General features: G+C 57.9%; 16 protein-coding genes. 9 read left to right on the forward strand and 7 right to left on the reverse strand.

Annotated features, from left to right (window positions below; translation table 11 throughout):
- Nucleotides 1–43 precede the first annotated feature (43 nt).
- The gene (locus tag I6L34_RS20335; RefSeq protein ID WP_005351323.1) at nucleotides 44–619 is read right to left on the reverse strand and encodes a hypothetical protein; all 576 of its coding nucleotides are present in this window, start codon (nucleotides 617–619) and stop codon (nucleotides 44–46) included.
- Nucleotides 620–695: 76 nt separating this feature from the next.
- Between I6L34_RS20335 and I6L34_RS20340 the strand changes: the two genes are divergently transcribed.
- The 3 genes from I6L34_RS20340 to lolE all read left to right on the forward strand — a co-directional run bounded on the left by I6L34_RS20340 (nucleotide 696) and on the right by lolE (nucleotide 3,959).
- Nucleotides 696–1,931 (forward strand): lipoprotein-releasing ABC transporter permease subunit, encoded by a 1,236-nt coding sequence (locus I6L34_RS20340; RefSeq protein ID WP_058059055.1) that lies wholly within the window; start codon nucleotides 696–698, stop codon nucleotides 1,929–1,931.
- An 88-nt stretch (nucleotides 1,932–2,019) separates the two neighbouring features.
- Nucleotides 2,020–2,718 (forward strand): lipoprotein-releasing ABC transporter ATP-binding protein LolD, encoded by a 699-nt coding sequence (lolD, locus tag I6L34_RS20345; protein WP_058059054.1) that lies wholly within the window; start codon nucleotides 2,020–2,022, stop codon nucleotides 2,716–2,718.
- Nucleotides 2,718–3,959 (forward strand): lipoprotein-releasing ABC transporter permease subunit LolE, encoded by a 1,242-nt coding sequence (lolE, locus tag I6L34_RS20350; RefSeq protein ID WP_058059053.1) that lies wholly within the window; start codon nucleotides 2,718–2,720, stop codon nucleotides 3,957–3,959. The genes lolD and lolE overlap by 1 nt, the downstream gene beginning before the upstream one ends.
- Before the next feature lie 99 nt (nucleotides 3,960–4,058).
- Here lolE and yfbR read toward each other — a convergent pair whose 3' ends face one another.
- Together yfbR and I6L34_RS20360 are read right to left on the reverse strand one after the other, a co-directional pair.
- Nucleotides 4,059–4,649, reverse strand: coding sequence for a 5'-deoxynucleotidase (gene yfbR / locus I6L34_RS20355; protein WP_216955232.1), 591 nt, complete (start codon nucleotides 4,647–4,649; stop codon nucleotides 4,059–4,061).
- A gap of 92 nt (nucleotides 4,650–4,741) precedes the next feature.
- Nucleotides 4,742–5,176 (reverse strand): YccF domain-containing protein, encoded by a 435-nt coding sequence (locus I6L34_RS20360; RefSeq protein WP_005336982.1) that lies wholly within the window; start codon nucleotides 5,174–5,176, stop codon nucleotides 4,742–4,744.
- Between the two features lie 441 nt (nucleotides 5,177–5,617).
- On the opposite strand from I6L34_RS20360, the gene tig reads away from it, so the two are divergent.
- From tig to ppiD, 6 genes are all read left to right on the forward strand, one after another.
- On the forward strand, nucleotides 5,618–6,928 hold the full coding sequence (tig, locus tag I6L34_RS20365) for a trigger factor (RefSeq protein ID WP_075115925.1): 1,311 nt from the start codon (nucleotides 5,618–5,620) through the stop codon (nucleotides 6,926–6,928).
- Nucleotides 6,929–7,014: 86 nt separating this feature from the next.
- Nucleotides 7,015–7,638, forward strand: a complete 624-nt coding sequence (gene clpP, locus I6L34_RS20370; protein ID WP_005336979.1) for an ATP-dependent Clp endopeptidase proteolytic subunit ClpP — start codon at nucleotides 7,015–7,017, stop codon at nucleotides 7,636–7,638.
- Between the two features lie 70 nt (nucleotides 7,639–7,708).
- Nucleotides 7,709–8,983 (forward strand): ATP-dependent protease ATP-binding subunit ClpX, encoded by a 1,275-nt coding sequence (gene clpX / locus I6L34_RS20375; RefSeq protein ID WP_005336977.1) that lies wholly within the window; start codon nucleotides 7,709–7,711, stop codon nucleotides 8,981–8,983.
- Between the two features lie 141 nt (nucleotides 8,984–9,124).
- Nucleotides 9,125–11,479 (forward strand): endopeptidase La, encoded by a 2,355-nt coding sequence (lon, locus tag I6L34_RS20380; protein WP_005336976.1) that lies wholly within the window; start codon nucleotides 9,125–9,127, stop codon nucleotides 11,477–11,479.
- A 240-nt stretch (nucleotides 11,480–11,719) separates the two neighbouring features.
- Nucleotides 11,720–11,992 (forward strand): nucleoid-associated protein HU-beta, encoded by a 273-nt coding sequence (hupB, locus tag I6L34_RS20385; protein ID WP_005315375.1) that lies wholly within the window; start codon nucleotides 11,720–11,722, stop codon nucleotides 11,990–11,992.
- Nucleotides 11,993–12,142: 150 nt separating this feature from the next.
- Nucleotides 12,143–14,056 carry a peptidylprolyl isomerase gene (gene ppiD / locus I6L34_RS20390; protein ID WP_216955233.1) on the forward strand — a complete coding sequence of 638 codons (1,914 nt, stop codon included), beginning with the start codon at nucleotides 12,143–12,145 and terminating at the stop codon, nucleotides 14,054–14,056.
- Nucleotides 14,057–14,264: 208 nt separating this feature from the next.
- Here the strand turns inward: ppiD and I6L34_RS20395 are convergent, their stop codons facing one another.
- The 4 genes from I6L34_RS20395 to I6L34_RS20410 all read right to left on the reverse strand — a co-directional run bounded on the left by I6L34_RS20395 (nucleotide 14,265) and on the right by I6L34_RS20410 (nucleotide 18,731).
- A complete protein-coding gene (locus I6L34_RS20395) occupies nucleotides 14,265–15,857 on the reverse strand; it encodes an ABC-F family ATPase (RefSeq protein WP_005336974.1) in 1,593 nt (530 codons plus the stop codon).
- A 166-nt stretch (nucleotides 15,858–16,023) separates the two neighbouring features.
- Nucleotides 16,024–17,676 carry a cation acetate symporter gene (locus I6L34_RS20400; protein ID WP_216956965.1) on the reverse strand — a complete coding sequence of 551 codons (1,653 nt, stop codon included), beginning with the start codon at nucleotides 17,674–17,676 and terminating at the stop codon, nucleotides 16,024–16,026.
- 11 nt (nucleotides 17,677–17,687) lie between these two features.
- Nucleotides 17,688–17,999: a DUF485 domain-containing protein gene (locus I6L34_RS20405; protein ID WP_005336970.1), complete on the reverse strand. Its 312-nt coding sequence runs from the start codon at nucleotides 17,997–17,999 to the stop codon at nucleotides 17,688–17,690.
- Between the two features lie 105 nt (nucleotides 18,000–18,104).
- Entirely contained in the window at nucleotides 18,105–18,731 is a 627-nt protein-coding gene (locus I6L34_RS20410) for a 3'-5' exonuclease (RefSeq protein ID WP_064336231.1), read from the reverse strand.
- Nucleotide 18,732 lies beyond the last annotated feature (1 nt).

Below are 18,732 nucleotides of genomic sequence, written 5' to 3' on the forward strand. Positions count from 1 at the left end.
ATTCTTTTAACGTTGACGTTATCTATCGCGACGTTCGCTCTGGTTAGCGCTGACGTTCTTGGGCGCGCAGCTTGAGCTGCTTCGATTGCACGTGGAGGCTGGCACGAACCAGCAGTTCACGGTCATCTTCGCGGATCCGCACATAGTCGAGCTGCACATGGGTGCCATGTTCACCGCCGTCGAGTTGTTTGACCTGGCCATAGCAGTAGATGGCGGCCGCCTCTTCCCGCAGGAAGATCTTGAGGCGCACGATCTGGTGCAGGTGCGGTGCATCCCCGTGATCATGATAGGGGTGCAGGTAGGTGAGCTGGCCAGCCCCGAAGCGCAGGGTGTGAAAGCGCTGCTCCGGATGGTCCTGCAGGGAGAGCACATAGCCCATGATCATGTCGATCTTGCGGGACTGCTGATTGACTATCTCGATCAGATCGTGCATCGACTCGTTCTGGTTGCGCAGCAGGCGAGTGGTCACCAGATCGATGGAGGTAATGGCCGAAGAGATCCGAAAGGGCTCCGGCAGCTCAGCGTCCAGCTCCTCCAGCGAGGGGAGGTGGAAGTCGGCCGGCATGGGGATCACATTGACCGGCGTGGCATGAGTGACGCTGAAGAACTGTTCCTGCATGGAGGCTATCCCTTGTTGTCATGGACGGTTTCCCTTTATTATCCGGTATCTTATTTTGTTGGCAACGTACATATCCTTGAAGACCGGACTTTTTCAGCCCCTTTCGCTGGCCATCGGCCTGCGTTATGCAGGCTCGAAGCGCAGCAATCGCTTCGTCTCATTTATCTCCCTGTTCTCTACCTTTGGCATCGCCATCGGGGTTGCCGCCCTGATGGTGGTCATTTCGGTAATGAATGGTTTCGAAGGGCAGCTCAAAGGGCGCATCCTCGGGGTGATCCCCCATGTGGTGGTGACCAATCAGGCTGGCCGCATTGATGCAGACCCGCAAGGCTTGCCGGATCTGGCCAAATTACCCCACGTGGTTGCCTCTGCCCCCATGCTCGACAGCGAAGGGATGCTGCAAAGCCCCGGCCAGCTGACCGGGGTGAGCGTGCAGGGGATCGACCCTGCAAAGTGGCCCAAGGATGACATCCTCCATAGCCAGATGTTGGGGGGGCGCCTCGATACCCTGCAGGCGGGTCACTACCGCATCGTGCTGGGGCAGGGGGTTGCACGTCGCCTCAATGTTTCCATCGGCGATCAGGTTCGTCTGATCCTGACCGAAGGGACCCGCTTCACCCCGTTTGGCCGGGTACCGGCCCAGCGCCTCTTTACCGTCTCCGGTATCTTCGGGGTCGGCGCAGATGTGGATAACCAGATTGCGCTGATCGCGCTTGGGGATGCCCAGCGACTGCTGCGCCTGCCGACAGAAACCGTCGGTGGCATTCGCCTCTGGCTCGATGATCCCTTTGCCGCTGACGATGTGATCAAGACGCCGTTGCCTGATGGCTTGCTGTGGCAGGATTGGCGCCGCGAGCGGGGCGAGCTGTTCCAGGCGGTCGCCATGGAAAAACGGATGATGGGGCTGATGCTGGTGCTGATCATCGCCGTCGCTACCTTCAACATCCTCTCCGCGCTGGTGATGGTGGTGACGGACAAGGAGGGCGAAGTGGCCATCCTGCGCACCATGGGTATGAGTGAATCAGGGATCGTCAAAATCTTCATGGTACTTGGCGCCTCCAGCGGGGTGATTGGTGCCCTGTTTGGCGGACTGGCGGGCCTTGCGCTCTCCTTGGGTCTCAACCCTCTGCTCAATGCGGTGGGGCTCAACCTCTATATGGCGGCGGGCGGCAGTGGCCTGCCGGTGATCGTCGAGCCGGCTCAGGTCATTACCATTTTGCTGGGCGCCGTGCTGCTGAGTTTCAGTGCCACCCTCTATCCGGCGGCCCGCGCTGCGCGGGTGAAACCGGCCGAGGCGCTGCGTTATGAGTAATGCCGTGAATAATGCATCTTCTGTTGTGACTGGTGCCCCCGTAGTTGCGGGTGCCAGCGTTGTTACCGAGGCAAGTGGAGCCCCTGTTATGAATGAAGCCGTATCCCGTGAACCTCTGCTGCGCTGCCAGGCGCTTAATCATGTCTATAAAGAGGGGGAGCTGGAGACTCAGGTGCTCAAGGGGATCGATCTCTGCGTCGCGCCCGGTGAAATGCTGGCGGTGGTGGGGAGCTCCGGCTCCGGCAAGACCACTCTGCTGCATCTGATGGGGGCGCTGGACAACCCCTCCAGTGGCGCCGTGCTGTTCAAGGGGGAGGATATCCACCACTGGGACAGCCGTACCCAGGCGAAGTTTCGAAACCGCGAGCTGGGCTTTGTCTACCAGTTCCATCACCTGCTCTCCGAGTTCAGTGCGCTGGAAAATGCGGCCATGCCGCTGTTGATTGCCGGTGAATCGGTGGCGGTTGCCACCGAAAAGGCAACCAAGATGCTGGGGCGGGTAGGGCTCTCCCATCGCTTGAATCACCGTCCCTCCGAGCTTTCTGGTGGCGAACGTCAGCGGGTGGCGATCGCCCGGGCGCTGGTCAACGAACCGAGCTTGGTGCTGGCGGATGAGCCCACCGGCAATCTGGATCACGCCAGTGCCACCGCGGTGTACGAACTGTTGTGTGAACTGAATCGTGAGCTTGGCACTGCGTTTGTGGTGGTGACCCACGACTTGAGTCTCGCGGCCAAGCTCCATCGCCGGGTGACCCTGGTGAGCGGCGTGATGGCGGAGGTTGCCTGATGTTCAAACCGCTGCCCCTCTTTCTGGGCCTGCGTTACAGCCGCTCCCGCCGTCGCAACGGGTTTATCGCCTTTATTTCTGCCTCTTCCCTGATCGGTATCGCCCTCGGGGTGATGGCGCTGATCCTGGGCCTCTCTGCCATGAACGGTTTCGAGCGGGAGCTCAAAGATCGGGTGCTCTCGGTCGTGCCGCAAGGTGAGCTGGACGCCGTCGAGCGGCCGCTGCCGGATTGGCCCCGTCTGCGTGACTACCTGCTGGCCCAACCGGGTGTCGAGGCAGCTGCGCCGGTCATTCGCCTCAATGGCCTGCTGGAGCACGGCTCCGCCCTCAAGGGGGTGCAACTGCGCGCGGTATTGCCGGAGCTGGAAGCCAATTTGTCGGATGCGGGCAAATACATGACGGGCCGCGGCCTGCGTGAGCTGCAACCGGGTGAGCGTGGGGTGATCCTTGGCAAGACCATTGCCGACAAACTGGGGGTCAAGGTGGGGGATTCGGTCGCCCTGCTGCTGCCGCAAGGGGGTGATCAGGCGGGGATCAAGAATCCTCGCCGCGAAGCCCTGACCGTGGTGGGGCTGCTGGAGATTGGTGGTCAGCTCGACGGTCTGCTCGGCTTTATGCATCTGGCCGATGCGCAAGGGATCACCGGCATGGGCAGCGACGTGGAGGGCTTCAGCCTGCGGGTGAGCGATGTGCTTAATGCACAAAATATTACGATCGCTGCGGCGCAGCAGTTCCCTCATCACGTCTATATCCGCAGCTGGATGAACAGCCAGGGTTACCTCTATCAGGACATCCAGATGGTGCGTACCGTCATGTATGTGGTGATGCTGATGGTGGTGGCCGTCGCCTGCTTCAATATCGTCTCCACCCTGGTGATGGCGGTGAACGAGAAGCGCAGCGAGATTGCCATCCTCAAGACCATGGGGGCGAGCCCCGGCCAGATCCGGCTCACCTTCGTCATTCAGGGGATGGTCAATGGCGTGGCCGGTGCGCTGCTTGGTGCCCTGCTGGGTGGGCTGCTCTCCAGCAAGCTGACCCAGATCCTGAGCGTTGTCGAAAAGCTCATCGGCCACCGCTTCCTCAATCCGGATATCTACTTTATCGACTTCTTGCCGACCGAGTTGCATATGCAGGATCTGCTCATCGTGACGGGCGCCGCCATCCTGATGAGTCTGGTGGCGACCCTCTATCCCGCCTGGCGGGCGAGCGGTCTGGTGCCATCTCGCGAGCTGGGTCACTGATGTACAGCATCTGATCTGCTGATAAAGACGAAGAGCCCGCCGGTGTTAAACCGGCGGGCTCTTCTGTTTTTTGTCAGTGTGTCGATGTGATGAGCAGACTTAGTGGGCGTTCAGCTCATCGAGCGGCAGGGAGAAGCTCGCAACGAAGGTGTCAATAAAGTAGCGCATCTCCTCGCTCATCCGCGCTGCCAGCATGGCCTCGAGGCGTTTGCGAGCCGGTTCAAACTCCCGGTTGCCGGCGTTGATCTCCTCCAGACACTTGGTATAGGCGCAGAGGGTGTCGGCATCCTTGACCAGCCTGGCCAGCTCGTCATCCTGGGCTGCCGAATCGAGCAGGGGGCGAAAGTCATCGACCAGTTCTGGCGGCAGCATGCCAAGCAGACGCTGTTCGGCGGCCAGCTCTATCTTTTTGTACTCGCGGGCAATTTCGGGGTTGAAGTATTTGACCGGGGTAGGCAGATCGCCGGTCAGCACCTCGCTACTGTCGTGGTAGAGGGCCATCACGGCGGCGCGGTCGGCATTCACGTTGCCGCCAAACAGCCGGTTTTTGATGATGCCGAGGGCATGGGCCACCATGGCCACCTGCAGGCTATGCTCGGCGATGTTTTCCGGCTGGATGTTGCGCATCAGGGGCCAGCGGTAGATGAGTTTCATGCGGGCGAGATTGGCGAAAAAGTGGCTGGGTAACATGATGGCCTCAACAAAAGAGAATAGAAAAGGGCAGACCCTAGTCTGCCCTTTTTTTCGTTGCAGGGCAGCGTCTGCCCGCGCATTTCCCGTGTTTAGCGGATATAGCGGCCCGATTCTGCCTCCTGGTTGGTCACAATCATCTGGCCGATAGGAGCCAGGCTGATCAGCGCCAGCTTGAGGTGCTGGATACCGAACGGGATACCGATAATGGTCACGAAGCAGGCCAGCGCGGAAGCGATGTGGCCGATGGCCAGCCAGACGCCGATCAGCACGAACCAGAGGATGTTGCCAATCAGCCCCAGAGTACCGGTGCCGATATCGCTCTGGCCGGTCATGGTCTTGCGATTGACCGCCTGCTTGCCAAACGGGAAGAAGGTAAAGGTGCCGATCACGAAGCAGGCACGTCCCCAGGGGATGCCGACCAGCGAGATAAAGCAGACAAGACCGGCCAGCCACCAGGCCAGGCCCATAAAGACACCTCCCAGTACAAACCAGAGCAGATTGAACAAGAAGCGGAAAAAGGCCATGTGAGTGACTCCAGATCATCAATTTGGTTGCCACCATAACGAGGGAGGGGTAGGGACGCAATGGTTGATTGGTCCAATCGCCATTTGGCTGGTCAAATTGAGTCGCCGCCCGCAACGATGGGCTGTTTTTCGGCGAAAGATGGGTAATAAAGCGGCGTTCGGATGAAAAAAGGTGAGCAAACGCAAAATTATTGCCATCGGATAGTTGAAGTCGGGCACCTCTCTCCCCATATAAAGGGCAGTTTTGCACGAATTGTGCTTGCACGCCGCTCAATGTGGGGGATGTGTGGCTCGACTCAACCAAAGTGCGCCGCTATAATGCCGCGTCATATTTTCTCATCACAAAGACATATCGTTGTCTTTATAAACAGGAAGACTCCGGGCTTTGCCCAGGGGCAATAAAGGGTCAGCACACAGTGCTGAGTTGAACGAGGTAGAAGAATGCAAGTTTCTGTAGAGACAACCCAGGGTCTGGAACGCCGTCTTACCATCACTGTACCGGCCGCTACCGTAGACGCCGCTGTGCGTAAAGAATTGAATGGCCTGGCCAAAACTCGTCGCATCGACGGTTTCCGTCCTGGCAAGGCTCCGGTTGCCATCATCAAGAAGATGTTCGGCGCCATGGCTCACGCCCGCGTTGCTGATGAAATGATGCAGAGCAACTTCATCAAAGCCATCATCGAAAACAAACTGAGCCCGGCTGGTGCCCCGACCATGGATCCGAAAGAGATCAAAGAAGGTCAGGATTTCGAATTCACCGCCACTTTCGAAGTGTATCCGGAGTTCGAAGTTGCAGGTCTTGAGACCATCAAGGTCGAGAAGCCGGTTGCGACCGTGAAGGACGAAGATCTGGCCAACATGATCGACACCCTGCGCAAGCAGCACGCTACCTGGGCTGATGCCGATGTTGCCGCTGCCAATGGCATGCGTGTGACCATGGACTTCGTCGGTTCCATCGACGGTGAAGAGTTCGATGGCGGCAAAGCTGAAGGCTTCAACCTGGTTCTGGGCGCTGGCCGTATGATCCCAGGCTTCGAAGACGCCATCATGGGCAAGAAAGCAGGCGACGAGTTCACCATCGAAGTGACCTTCCCGGCTGACTACCACGCTGAAAACCTGAAAGGCAAAGAAGCCAAGTTCACTTCCAAGCTTAATAAGGTTGAAGAGCAGATCCTGCCTGAGCTGACCGAAGAGTTCGTGAAGCGTTTCGGTATCGAAAGCGGTTCTGTTGAAGAGCTGAAAGCCGAAGTGCGCAAGAACATGGAGCGCGAACTGGCTCAAGCCCTGAAAAACAGCGTGAAAGAGCAGGTTCTAAACGGTCTGGTTGAAGCCAACCAAATCGACCTGCCGAAAGCAGCTGTTGCTCAAGAGATCGACGCACTGCGTCAGCAGGCTCTGCAGCGCTTCGGTGGTTTCCAGGGCGGTAACGCTCCCGAGCTGCCGGCTGAACTGTTCCAGGCTCAAGCCGAGCGTCGTGTACGCGTAGGCCTGCTGCTGGGTGACGTGATCCGCACCAACGAGATCAAGGCTGACGATGCCCGTGTAAACAGCATCATCGAGTCCATGGCGACTGCCTACGAAGATCCGAAGGAAGTGATCGAGTACTACCAGAAGAACGAACAGATGCTGAACGGCGTTCGTAACCTGGCAGTAGAAGATCAAGCCATCGACCTGATCCTGTCCAAAGCGCAAGTGACCGAAAAAGAAGTTGCCTTTGACGAAGTGATCAACAAGTCTGGCGCCGCTGCCTAAGAACATTTGACTTAAGGTCAAGACTGTTAAGTATAATGGCTCGTGTGATCTCCACTCGGGCCATTTTATTTTAGGGACAATGCCTTATGTACAAGAACTATAACGATATGACCGATTCTCCCAGCAATGCGCTGGTCCCCATCGTGGTCGAACAGACTGCCAAGGGTGAACGTTCCTACGATATTTACTCCCGTCTGCTGAAAGAGCGGGTGATCTTCCTGACCGGTCAGGTTGAAGATCACATGGCCAATCTGGTGGTTGCCCAGTTGCTGTTCCTCGAGTCCGAGAATCCGGACAAGGACATCTATATTTACATCAACTCGCCGGGTGGTTCGGTGACTGCGGGCATGTCCATCTACGACACCATGCAGTTCATCAAGCCGGATGTCAGCACCGTCTGCATGGGGCAGGCCTGCTCCATGGGTGCCTTCCTGCTGGCTGGCGGTGCCAAGGGCAAGCGTTTCTGCCTGCCTAACGCCCGCGTGATGATCCACCAGCCGCTGGGTGGCTTCCAGGGTCAGGCATCTGATATCCAGATCCACGCCCAGGAGATCCTGAAGATCAAAAATACCCTGAACGAGCGCCTGGCGTTCCACACCGGTCAGGACATGGCTACCATCGAGCGTGACACCGATCGTGACAACTTCATGTCCGCCGAGCAGGCCGTGGCCTATGGTCTGGTAGACGGTGTCCTGAGCCAGCGTAGCTGAGCAGGGTGTCCTGGTCTGTTGTAAACTCAACAGGCCGATCCATCCTCTATTGATAAAACGAGGTTGCTGAATGACAGAGAAACGCAAGGGTGAGGGTGATAAGCTGCTCTACTGCTCTTTTTGCGGCAAAAGCCAGCATGAAGTGCGCAAGCTGATCGCTGGCCCTTCCGTCTACATATGTGATGAGTGCGTCGAGCTGTGCAACGACATCATCCGCGAAGAGATCCGCGAGATCTCGCCCAAGCGCGATGGTAACGAGCTGCCGACCCCTCATCAGATCCGCGCTCATCTCGATGACTATGTGATCGGGCAGGAGTACGCCAAGAAGGTGTTGGCCGTTGCCGTCTACAACCACTACAAGCGTCTGCGCAACAGCGGCGAAAACAGTGGTGTGGAGCTCGGTAAATCCAACATCCTGCTGATTGGCCCGACCGGTAGCGGCAAGACCCTGCTGGCCGAGACCCTGGCTCGTCTGCTGGATGTGCCGTTCACCATGGCCGATGCGACCACCCTGACCGAAGCCGGTTATGTGGGCGAGGACGTGGAGAACATCATCCAGAAGCTGCTGCAAAAGTGCGACTACGACGTAGAGAAAGCCCAGCGTGGCATCGTCTATATCGACGAGATCGACAAGATCTCCCGCAAGTCGGACAACCCCTCCATCACCCGCGATGTCTCCGGGGAAGGGGTACAGCAGGCACTGCTCAAGCTGATCGAAGGGACCATCGCTTCCGTGCCGCCGCAAGGTGGTCGCAAGCATCCGCAGCAGGAGTTCTTGCAGGTTGATACCTCCAAGATCCTCTTTATCTGTGGCGGTGCCTTTGCCGGTCTGGACAAGGTGATCGAGCAGCGTTCCGTGAAGGGAACCGGTATCGGTTTTGGCGCCGAGGTGAAATCCAAGGATGCCAAGGCCACCCTGAGCGAGACCTTCGCCAAGGTAGAGCCGGAAGATCTGATCAAGTATGGTCTGATCCCCGAGTTCATCGGCCGTCTGCCGGTGGTCGCGACCCTGACCGAGCTGGACGAGTCTGCCCTTATCCAGATCCTGAAAGAGCCGAAAAACGCGCTGACCAAACAGTACGCTGCGTTGTTCGATCTGGAAGGGGTCGAGCTGGAGTTCCGTGACGACGCACTCAACGCCATTGCTCGCAAGGCGATGGAGCGTAAAACCGGTGCTCGTGGTCTGCGTTCCATCGTGGAAGCCGTGCTGCTGGATACCATGTATGACCTGCCTTCTCTGGAAGGGGTCAGCAAGGTGGTGATCGACGAGACCGTGATCAAAGGGGACTCCGCGCCCTTGATGATCTACGAAAATCCCGAAACTCAGGCTGCTGCATCAGAGTAAATGTCTGATTTTTAATCAAATGGAAGGGGCTTTTTGCCCCTTTCATGCTTTTTACGGTTTCGGCGATTGAATCTCATCTCAGCGCCCCCATATACTCAGCCAAGCGCTTTGCCAACGGTATAACAAGCCGAGAGGACATATATGAACCTAGAGCGTTCAGAACGCATCGAGATTCCCGTCCTGCCTCTTCGTGACGTGGTGGTTTATCCCCACATGGTCATTCCACTCTTTGTGGGGCGGGAAAAATCCATTCGCTGTCTGGAAGCGGCCATGGAGCAGGACAAGAAAGTTCTGCTGGTGGCCCAGAAGGATGCGTCAACCGATGAGCCAACGGTGGAGGAGATCTTCACTGTCGGGACAGTGGCCAATATTCTGCAGATGCTCAAGCTGCCGGACGGCACCGTCAAGGTGCTGGTAGAGGGGGGACAGCGTGCCCGCCTGGAGCGGATGATCGACGACAAGGATTTCTTTGTCTGCGAGGCCCAGTACATTCCCTCCCAAGCCATTGAGGAGAAGGATCAGGAAGTACTGGTTCGCTCCGCCATCGGCCAGTTTGAAGGCTATATCAAGCTCAACAAGAAGATCCCGCCCGAGGTACTGACCTCGATCTCGGCGATCGACGATGCTGCGCGTCTGGCTGACACCATGGCGGCCCACATGCCGCTCAAGCTGGAAGACAAGCAGAAGGTGCTGGAGATCGTCTCTGTCTCCGAGCGCATCGAATTCCTGATGGCGATGATGGAGTCGGAAATTGACCTGCTGCAGGTCGAGAAGCGCATCCGTACTCGCGTCAAGAAGCAGATGGAAAAGAGTCAGCGCGAGTATTACCTCAACGAGCAGATGAAGGCCATCCAGAAAGAGCTGGGTGAGCTGGAAGATAGCCCGGATGAGTTTGAAGCCCTCAATCGCAAGATTGAAGAGGCTGGCATGCCGGAAGATGCCCGTGAAAAGGCCCAGGCCGAGCTTGCCAAGCTGAAGATGATGTCTCCCATGTCCGCCGAGGCTACCGTGGTTCGCAGCTATGTGGACTGGATGGTACAGGTGCCGTGGAAGGCACGCTCCAAGGTCAAGAAAGACCTTGGCAAGGCGCAAGAGGTGCTGGACGCCGATCACTATGGCCTCGAGAAGGTCAAGGATCGCATCCTCGAATATCTTGCGGTACAGGCACGGGTGAACAAGCTCAAGGGCCCCATTCTCTGTCTGGTTGGGCCTCCCGGTGTGGGCAAGACCTCGCTGGGTCAATCCATCGCCAAGGCGACCGGCCGCAAATATGTGCGGATGGCTCTGGGTGGGGTGCGTGACGAAGCGGAGATCCGTGGTCACCGCCGTACCTATATCGGTTCCATGCCCGGCAAACTCATCCAGAAGATGGCGAAAGTCGGCGTGAAGAACCCGCTGTTCCTGCTCGACGAGATCGACAAGATGAGCTCGGACATGCGTGGCGATCCCGCATCCGCCTTGCTGGAAGTGCTGGATCCGGAACAGAACAACAGCTTCAACGATCACTATCTGGAAGTGGATTATGACCTGTCGGACGTCATGTTCGTGGCTACTTCCAACTCCATGAACATCCCGGGTCCGTTGCTGGACCGGATGGAAGTGATCCGTCTCTCCGGTTACACCGAAGATGAGAAGCTCAACATTGCCAAGCAGCATCTGGTTGCCAAGCAGATCCAGCGCAACGGCCTGAAAGAGTCCGAGATCACCATCGAAGATTCTGCCCTGGTCGGAGTGATCCGCTACTACACCCGCGAGGCGGGGGTGCGGAGTCTGGAGCGCGAGATCTCCAAGATTTGTCGCAAGGCGGTCAAGCGAATCCTGCTGGACAAGAGCATCAAGCATGTTCAGGTCAATCAGGAGAACCTCAAGGAGTTCCTCGGGGTGCAGCGTTTCGATTACGGCAAGGCCACCGACCAGAACCAGGTGGGTCAGGTGTGTGGTCTGGCGTGGACCGAAGTGGGGGGCGATCTGCTCACCATCGAGACCACCAACATGCCTGGCAAGGGCAAGCTCACTTATACCGGTTCCCTCGGTGACGTGATGCAGGAGTCCATCCAGGCGGCCATGACGGTCGTACGAGCCCGTGCCGAGAAGCTGCGCATCAACGCCGACTTCTACGAGAAGCGCGATATCCATGTGCACGTACCGGAAGGGGCAACCCCGAAAGATGGTCCGAGCGCCGGTATCGCCATGTGTACCGCCCTGGTCTCCAGCTTGACCGGTAATCCGGTTCGTGCTGATGTGGCGATGACAGGGGAGATCACCTTGCGTGGCGAAGTGCTGCCCATCGGTGGTCTCAAGGAGAAGTTGCTGGCAGCCCACCGTGGCGGCATCAAGCGAGTGCTTATTCCGAAAGAGAACGAGCGTGACCTTGAGGAGATCCCGGCAAACGTCAAACAAGACCTTGAAATTTATCCGGTTCGCTGGATTGACGAGGTGCTGGAATTGGCGTTGCAGGACAATCCACAGGGGTTTGAGCGCGTTTCTGTCGTGTAAATGTTGATGCGCCGCAAATTTGGCGCATTCGGCGGGTGGTTAAGGCTTGCATGCGCCCGATAACGGAAGTAGCCTTGACCACCGATCGGGTACTCGTGATGAGTCGCAATGCGTTGTGTGGCGCGGGTTTGCGCCAGATTGTCACTTGCAACTGATCAGGAGGCTTGCTATAAAACCTCCACTTGTTGTGGCCAGGGAAATCAGCGCCGCAGCGGTGTTTGATAAAAGGGGAATATAAGAGTGAATAAATCTCAACTGATTGACAAGATTGCAGACGGTGCCGATATCTCCAAAGCTGCCGCTGGCCGTGCGTTGGATGCCTTCATTGATGCTGTTGGTGAAGCGCTGAAAGAGGGTGACCAGGTTGCTCTGGTTGGTTTCGGTACTTTCGCTGTACGCGAGCGTGCTGCCCGTTCAGGCCGTAACCCGCAGACTGGCGCGACCATCGAAATCGCTGCTGGTAAAGTTCCTGCCTTCAAAGCCGGTAAGGCCCTGAAAGACGCTGTTAACTAAGTCGGTCGCTGATATCCGTCGGCTACCGTCCTTGGTCGCAGACCAGACAAGTTAGAGAGTCTTCTCTCATACTGATTGACCAAGGCGCATCGCAATCGGTGCGCCTTTTTATTGTTTACGCCCATCGAGTTCGGGAGCATAAGTACAAACATGATGTTGGATAAACTACGCGAAGGGGCGCAGGGCAAGGTAGCCAAGGTTATCTTGGGCCTGATCATCCTCTCCTTTGCCTTGGCTGGTGTAGGTAGTTACCTGAACGGCCCGGCCCGTACCGCCCCCGCCACCGTCAATGGCACCGAGATCAGTGCTGCGGCACTGGAAAATGCCTACCGTAACGAGCGCGCCCGCATGGAATCCCAGATGGGAGAGGCATTCAGCCAGCTGGCCGCGAACCCCGATTACATGAAACAGTTCCGTCGTGGCGTGCTGGATCGGCTGATCGATCAGGCGCTGCTGGACAGCAAGGCCCGTGAACTGGGTCTGCGTATCAGTGACGAACAGATCAAGCAAGCCATCGTGGCCATGCCGGAGTTTGCCGAGAACGGCAAGTTCAACAATGACCGCTATCTGCAACTGATCCGTCGTGCCGGCATGACTCCCGAAATGTTCCGTGACTCCCTGCGTCAGGACATGGTGCGTCAACAGTTGATGAGCGCCCTGCTGGGCACCGAATTCTCCCTCAAGGGCGAAGCGGAGCAGCTCGACAAGCTCTATAACCAGACTCGCGATCTGCGTCTGGTACGTCTGGCTGCCGCCAACTACATGGCTGACGTTCAGGTCTCCGACAACGAGCTGGAGCAGTACTACAAGACCAATGGCGCCCGTTTCATGAACGACGAGCAGGTCAAGGTCGACTATCTGCTGCTGGACGCTGCCAACCTCGCCAAGGATATCAAGGTCACCGAGCAGGATGCCCAGGATTACTACGATCAGCACCAGGATCTGTTCCAGCGTGCCGAGCGTCGCCACGTGGCTCACATCCTTATCCCGTTTGGCAAGGATGAGAAAGCGGCCGAGCAGAAAGCAGAAGCCGTGCTGGCCAAAGCCAAGGCGGGCGATGATTTCGCTGCGCTGGCCAAGGCTGACTCTTCCGATACCTTCTCTGCCAAAAAAGGCGGCGAGCTGGACTGGTTCGAGAAAGGGGTGATGGATCCGGCCTTCGAGAAAGCCGCGTTCGCCCTGGACAAGGCTGGCGATCTCTCCGGCGTGGTGAAGAGCCCGTTCGGTTTCCACATCATCAAGCTGCTGGGGGTTGAATTAGCCCAGACCAAGCCGTTTGCCGATGTGAAAGAAGAGACCATCACTCGCCTGCAAGCAGACAAGGCCAAGGAGAAATTCTTCGCCGAGCAGCAGAAGATGGCTGACAACAGCTTCGAAAACCCGGACTCGCTGGATCTGACCGCTGATGCCATGGGGATGAAGGTTCAATCTTCCGATTTCTTCACCCAGGCGACAGCTCCGGCTCCGCTGAACGATCCCAAGGTGCTCTCTGTTGCGTTCTCCGAACAGCTGCGCGATGACAATACCAACTCCGACGTGATCGAGCTGGCTGACGGCAAGGCGCTGGTGCTGCACATCACTGGTCACAAGCCCAAAGCGGTCAAGCCGCTGGCCGAGGTGAAAGAGCAGGTGATTGCCGCCATCAAGCATGACAAGGCTAGCGAAGTGGCCCGTGGCAAGGCCCAGGGCCTGCTGGACAAGCTGAAGGTCGGTGAGAGCATCAATGCCGATCTGACTGCACTCGGTCTGAAAGTGGAGACCCACAAAGGGGTTGCCCGCTTCGATCGCGAGCTGGATCAGAACCTGATTGCCCAGGCGTTCACGCTGCCCCATCCGATCGACGGCAAGCCGAGCGTGGCTCTGGTTGCCGAGACCAATGGTGACCGCGTTGTGGTTGCGCTGGACAAGGTCAACGTCCCTGCCGCCGCATCCGGCATGGCCGCCATGCTGCAAGCTCAGCTGGGTCAGGGCAAAGCTCAGGTGGATTACAAGTCTCTGATCGACGAGCTGCGCAAAGCGGCCAAGATCGAGTACTTCACCAGTGTGGAAGCGACCGTCGAGTAATCGGCACTGCGCAATCCATTGAAAACGGCTCCTTGATGGAGCCGTTTTTTTATCTGTGGGCAAGAGGGGGAGACTCAAGCTCTGTGCTCTGTTCTGTGGCGTGTAGTCACACCGCGGTTATACGCCATCTCAGTCGTCTAAAAACGGGATATAAAAAAACCGGCACCTGAGTGCCGGTTTTGCATTGCGAGTTTGTGTAGGGCTGGGGTTATACCACGCCCTGGGTGCGCAGGTAATCCTCGTAGGTGCCGCCGAAGTCGCGGATACCATCTTCGCTCAGCTCCAGGATGCGGGTCGCCAGAGAGGAGACGAATTCGCGGTCGTGGGAGACGAAGATCAGGGTGCCTTTGTACATCTCGAGGGCCAGGTTCAAGGATTCGATAGATTCCATGTCCAGGTGGTTGGTCGGCTCATCCATGATCAGGATGTTGGGGCGCTGCATCATCAGCTTGCCGAATAGCATGCGGCCCTGTTCACCACCGGAGAGCACCTTGACCGGCTTCTTGATGTCGTCCTGGGAGAACAGCAGACGACCCAGTACGGAGCGCACAGCCTGCTCGTCTTCGTTATCCTGTTTCCACTGGGCCATCCAGTCGAACACGTTGAGGTCGGTGTCGAAATCTTCGGCGTGATCCTGGGCGTAGTAACCGATCTGGGCGTTCTCGGACCACTTGATGGTACCGGTATCCGGTGCCAGATCCCCGACCAGCGTCTTGATCAGGGTCGATTTACCGATACCGTTGGTACCCAGAATGGCGACCTTCTCACCCACTTCCAGCATCATGTTGAGGCCCTTGAACAGGGGCGCCTCGCCATAACCTTTGGACAGGCCTTCGATCTCCAGAATGTTGCGGTAGAGCTTCTTCTCCTGCTCGAAGCGGATGAAGGGGTTCTGACGGCTGGAGACCTTCACTTCCTCAATCTTGATCTTGTCGATCTGCTTGAGGCGGGAGGTCGCCTGGCTGGACTTGGAGGCGTTGGCACTGAAACGGGAGACGAAGGATTGCAGATCGGCGATCTGGGCCTTCTTCTTGGCGTTGTCGGCCAGCAGACGCTCGCGCGCCTGAGTGGCGGCCAGCATGTAGTCATCGTAGTTGCCCGGGTAGACGCGCAGCTCGCCGTAGTCCAGATCCGCCATGTGGGTACAGACGGAGTTCAGGAAGTGACGGTCGTGAGAGATGATGATCATGGTGCTTTCACGTTCGTTGAGCACCTGCTCCAGCCAGCGAATGGTGTTGATATCCAGGTTGTTGGTCGGTTCGTCCAGTAGCAGGATGTCGGGGTTGGAGAACAGCGCCTGTGCCAGCAGCACACGCAGTTTCCAGCCCGGGGCCACTTCGCTCATCGGGCCATTGTGCTGCTCGATGGGAATACCGGCACCCAGCAGTAGTTCACCTGCGCGAGATTCGGCGGTATAGCCGTCATACTCGGCGACCAGACCTTCCAGCTCGGCAGCCTTCATGTAGTCATCGTCGGTGGCTTCGAGGTTGGCGTAGATGGCATCGCGCTCGGCGATGGCCGCCCACAGCTCGGTGTGACCCATCATGACCACGTCCAGTACGCGCATATCTTCGTAGGCGAACTGATCCTGACGCAGCTTACCGATGCGCTCGTTGACGTCCAGGCTCACATTACCGCCAGTGGGCTCCAGATCACCGCCGAGGATCTTCATAAAGGTGGACTTGCCACAGCCGTTGGCGCCGATAAGGCCATAGCGGTTGCCGCCGCCAAACTTGACGTTGATGTTCTCAAACAGCGGCTTGGCGCCGAACTGCATGGTGATGTTGTTGCTACTTAACAAGGTGTGTGTCCCGATTGGTCTGTCAAATGGCGCGCATTATGGCACAGATCCCCCGAAAGTTTTAGCGAGAAGTGTGATCTTGATCGGGGCAAGCGGGGCGTGCAGCTGATTGATGGCAATAAAAAAAGCCGGCATGAAGCCGGCTTGGAAGGATGAACTTGATCTGTTAGTGGGAGGTAGCGCCAGAGGCACCCAGCCCGGTTTGGGAGCGAACGAACTGCGGCATGAACTTGGCGTGTTCGTCGGCGGCGTTCTGGGAGCTGTCGGTGATGGAGAAGAACCAGATCCCGACGAAGGCCAACCCCATGGAGAAGAGGGCAGGGTATTCGTAGGGGAAGATAGCCTGGGCATGGCCCAGCACTTTCACCCATACGGTCGGGCCCAGGATCATCAGGGTCACGGCGCTCACCAGTCCCAGCCAGCCACCGTAGACGGCGCCACGGGTTGTCAGGCGTGACCAGAACATGGAGAGGAACAGTACCGGGAAGTTGCAGCTGGCGGCGATGGAGAAGGCCAGACCCACCATGAAAGCGATGTTCTGCTTCTCGAACAGGATCCCCAGACCAATGGCAACCACACCCAGCACCAGAGTCGTCATTTTGGAGACACGTAGTTCATCGGTCTCGTTGGCCTTGCCCTTCTTCAACACGCTGGCATAGAGGTCATGGGAGACCGCAGAGGCACCGGCCAGGGTCAATCCGGCAACTACCGCCAGAATGGTGGCAAATGCCACGGCGGAGATGAAGCCGAGGAACAGACTGCCACCGACCGCATTGGCCAGATGGACGGCCGCCATGTTGGTGCCGCCCAGCAGGGCGCCGGTGGCGTCCTTGAAGGCCGGGTTGGTGCTCACCAGCAAGATGGCGCCAAAGCCGATGATAAAGGTGAGGATGTAGAAGTAGCCGATAAAGCCGGTGGCGTAGAACACCGATTTACGCGCCTCTTTGGCATCGCTCACAGTGAAGAAACGCATCAGGATATGGGGCAGACCGGCGGTACCGAACATCAATGCCAGACCGAGCGAGATGGCGGAGATGGGGTCAGCAACCAGGCCACCCGGGCTCATGATGGCGATCCTTTTCTCGTGCACCTTGACCGCTTCGCTAAACAGGGCACCGATATCGAAGTTGACCGATTTCATGACCATGATGGCCATGAAGCTGGCACCGGAGAGCAGCATCACTGCCTTGATGATCTGCACCCAGGTGGTGGCCAGCATGCCGCCAAACAGCACGTAGAGCACCATCAGGATACCGACCAGCACCACGGCCACATGGTATTGCAGGCCAAACAGCAGCTCGATCAGCTTGCCGGCACCGACCATCTGGGCGATCAGGTAGAGGGCGACCACCACCAGCGAACCACAGGCGGAGAGGGTACGCACCTCAGTTTGCTTGAGACGGTAGGAGGCAACATCGGCAAAGGTATATTTGCCAAGGTTGCGCAGCCGCTCGGCGATCAGGAACAGAATGATGGGCCAGCCCACCAGAAAACCGATGGAGTAAATCAGGCCATCGTAGCCGGAGGTGTAGACCAGCGCGGAGATCCCGAGGAAGGAGGCGGCGGACATATAGTCACCGGCGATGGCCAGACCGTTCTGGAAGCCGGTGATACGGCCACCGGCGGCATAGTAGTCGGAAGCCGAGCGGTTGCGCTTGGAGGCCCAGTAGGTGATGAACAAGGTGGCGGCTACAAAGACCACGAACATCACGATGGCCGACACATTGAGGGGTTGGCGTTGTACCTCGCCGGTCAGCGCATCCGCTGCCAGCAGGGGGGAGGAGGCCAGTGAGGCCAACAGCAGCCACTTGCCTTTCATGCTTTTTGCGCTCATGACTGCACTCCCTTGAGGATCTTCTGATTCAGCTCGTCAAACTCGCCGTTGGCCCGAAACACATAGATGCCGGTCAACACGAAGGAGGAGAGGATCAGTCCTACCCCGACCGGAATGCCACGGGTGACGGTGGTGCTGTCGCTGAGCGGGGTGCCGAGCCAACCGGGGGCAAAGGCGATGAGCAGAATAAACGCCAGGTAGAGTCCCAGCATCAGAGCCGAGAGGGCCCAGGCAAAACGCTGGCGCTTGGCGACCAGCTCCTGGAAGTTGGGATCTTGCTGGATCCTCAGATAGCTTTGCTGTTCCATTGCAGTTCTCCATGACATGAGTGTCAGCGGTGGATGGGGTAACCCCGACGAGCAGGCAATCTGCTCATGTAAGCAAAATGTGAATTAAATGTTATTTATCGACAATTAGACTTTGGGATAAGCCAGTGGCGAGCCGCAGGTCAGGCGCAGGTAGATGAGCGCGGCCGTGGTGGCATCGGCAAGGGCATCGTGGGCTGGCAGGGATGGCAGTTCAAGGTGGCTGCAGATGGCTCTCAAGTGCAGGTCAATGGCCGCATCGGGATAGCGGCGATAGAGGTGGTCATGATAAAGCTGGCTCACCTCGATCCCTCGCTGGGGCAGGGTCAATCCCCACAATTTCTGGCAGGCGAGATTGAGAATACGCAGATCGTAGGCGATGTGATAGCCCACCAGTTCACGGGGGCCGATAAAGTCGAGCAGCAGGCGCAGCGCGGCTTCCAGCGCCATCCCCTGTTGCAGATCCTGATGGCGCAGACCGTGGATCACCACCGATTGGCTGGTCAGGCTGGCCGGTGGCTGCACCTTGATGGCGAGGGCCTCGCCGGTCAGCAGCCGGTTACCCTGAATGCGCACCGCCCCGATGGAGACGATCTCGGCCTGCTCGGGATCGAGACTGGTGGTCTCGAAATCGAGGGCGATCCGTTCATCTTCCGGTGGGGTGGCAAAGAGCGGCGCGAACTCGCCCGTTCGGAACGCGCGGCCATACCAGTAGCGTCGAACGCGGCTCAACATG

This window comes from Aeromonas sp. FDAARGOS 1404, from assembly GCF_019047085.1.
Lineage (GTDB): Bacteria > Pseudomonadota > Gammaproteobacteria > Enterobacterales > Aeromonadaceae > Aeromonas > Aeromonas veronii.

What these genes read in the sequence shown, in the direction of transcription:
- I6L34_RS20335 (WP_005351323.1), bottom strand. Translation starts at nt 619, where the DNA reads ATGCAGGAACAGTTCTTCAGCGTCACTCATGCCACGCCGGTCAATGTG.
- lolD (WP_058059054.1), top strand. Translation starts at nt 2,020, where the DNA reads ATGAATGAAGCCGTATCCCGTGAACCTCTGCTGCGCTGCCAGGCGCTT.
- lolE (WP_058059053.1), top strand. Translation starts at nt 2,718, where the DNA reads ATGTTCAAACCGCTGCCCCTCTTTCTGGGCCTGCGTTACAGCCGCTCC.
- yfbR (WP_216955232.1), bottom strand. Translation starts at nt 4,649, where the DNA reads ATGTTACCCAGCCACTTTTTCGCCAATCTCGCCCGCATGAAACTCATC.
- I6L34_RS20360 (WP_005336982.1), bottom strand. Translation starts at nt 5,176, where the DNA reads ATGGCCTTTTTCCGCTTCTTGTTCAATCTGCTCTGGTTTGTACTGGGA.
- tig (WP_075115925.1), top strand. Translation starts at nt 5,618, where the DNA reads ATGCAAGTTTCTGTAGAGACAACCCAGGGTCTGGAACGCCGTCTTACC.
- clpP (WP_005336979.1), top strand. Translation starts at nt 7,015, where the DNA reads ATGTACAAGAACTATAACGATATGACCGATTCTCCCAGCAATGCGCTG.
- clpX (WP_005336977.1), top strand. Translation starts at nt 7,709, where the DNA reads ATGACAGAGAAACGCAAGGGTGAGGGTGATAAGCTGCTCTACTGCTCT.
- lon (WP_005336976.1), top strand. Translation starts at nt 9,125, where the DNA reads ATGAACCTAGAGCGTTCAGAACGCATCGAGATTCCCGTCCTGCCTCTT.
- ppiD (WP_216955233.1), top strand. Translation starts at nt 12,143, where the DNA reads ATGATGTTGGATAAACTACGCGAAGGGGCGCAGGGCAAGGTAGCCAAG.
- I6L34_RS20400 (WP_216956965.1), bottom strand. Translation starts at nt 17,676, where the DNA reads ATGAAAGGCAAGTGGCTGCTGTTGGCCTCACTGGCCTCCTCCCCCCTG.
- I6L34_RS20405 (WP_005336970.1), bottom strand. Translation starts at nt 17,999, where the DNA reads ATGGAACAGCAAAGCTATCTGAGGATCCAGCAAGATCCCAACTTCCAG.
- I6L34_RS20410 (WP_064336231.1), bottom strand. Translation starts at nt 18,731, where the DNA reads ATGTTGAGCCGCGTTCGACGCTACTGGTATGGCCGCGCGTTCCGAACG.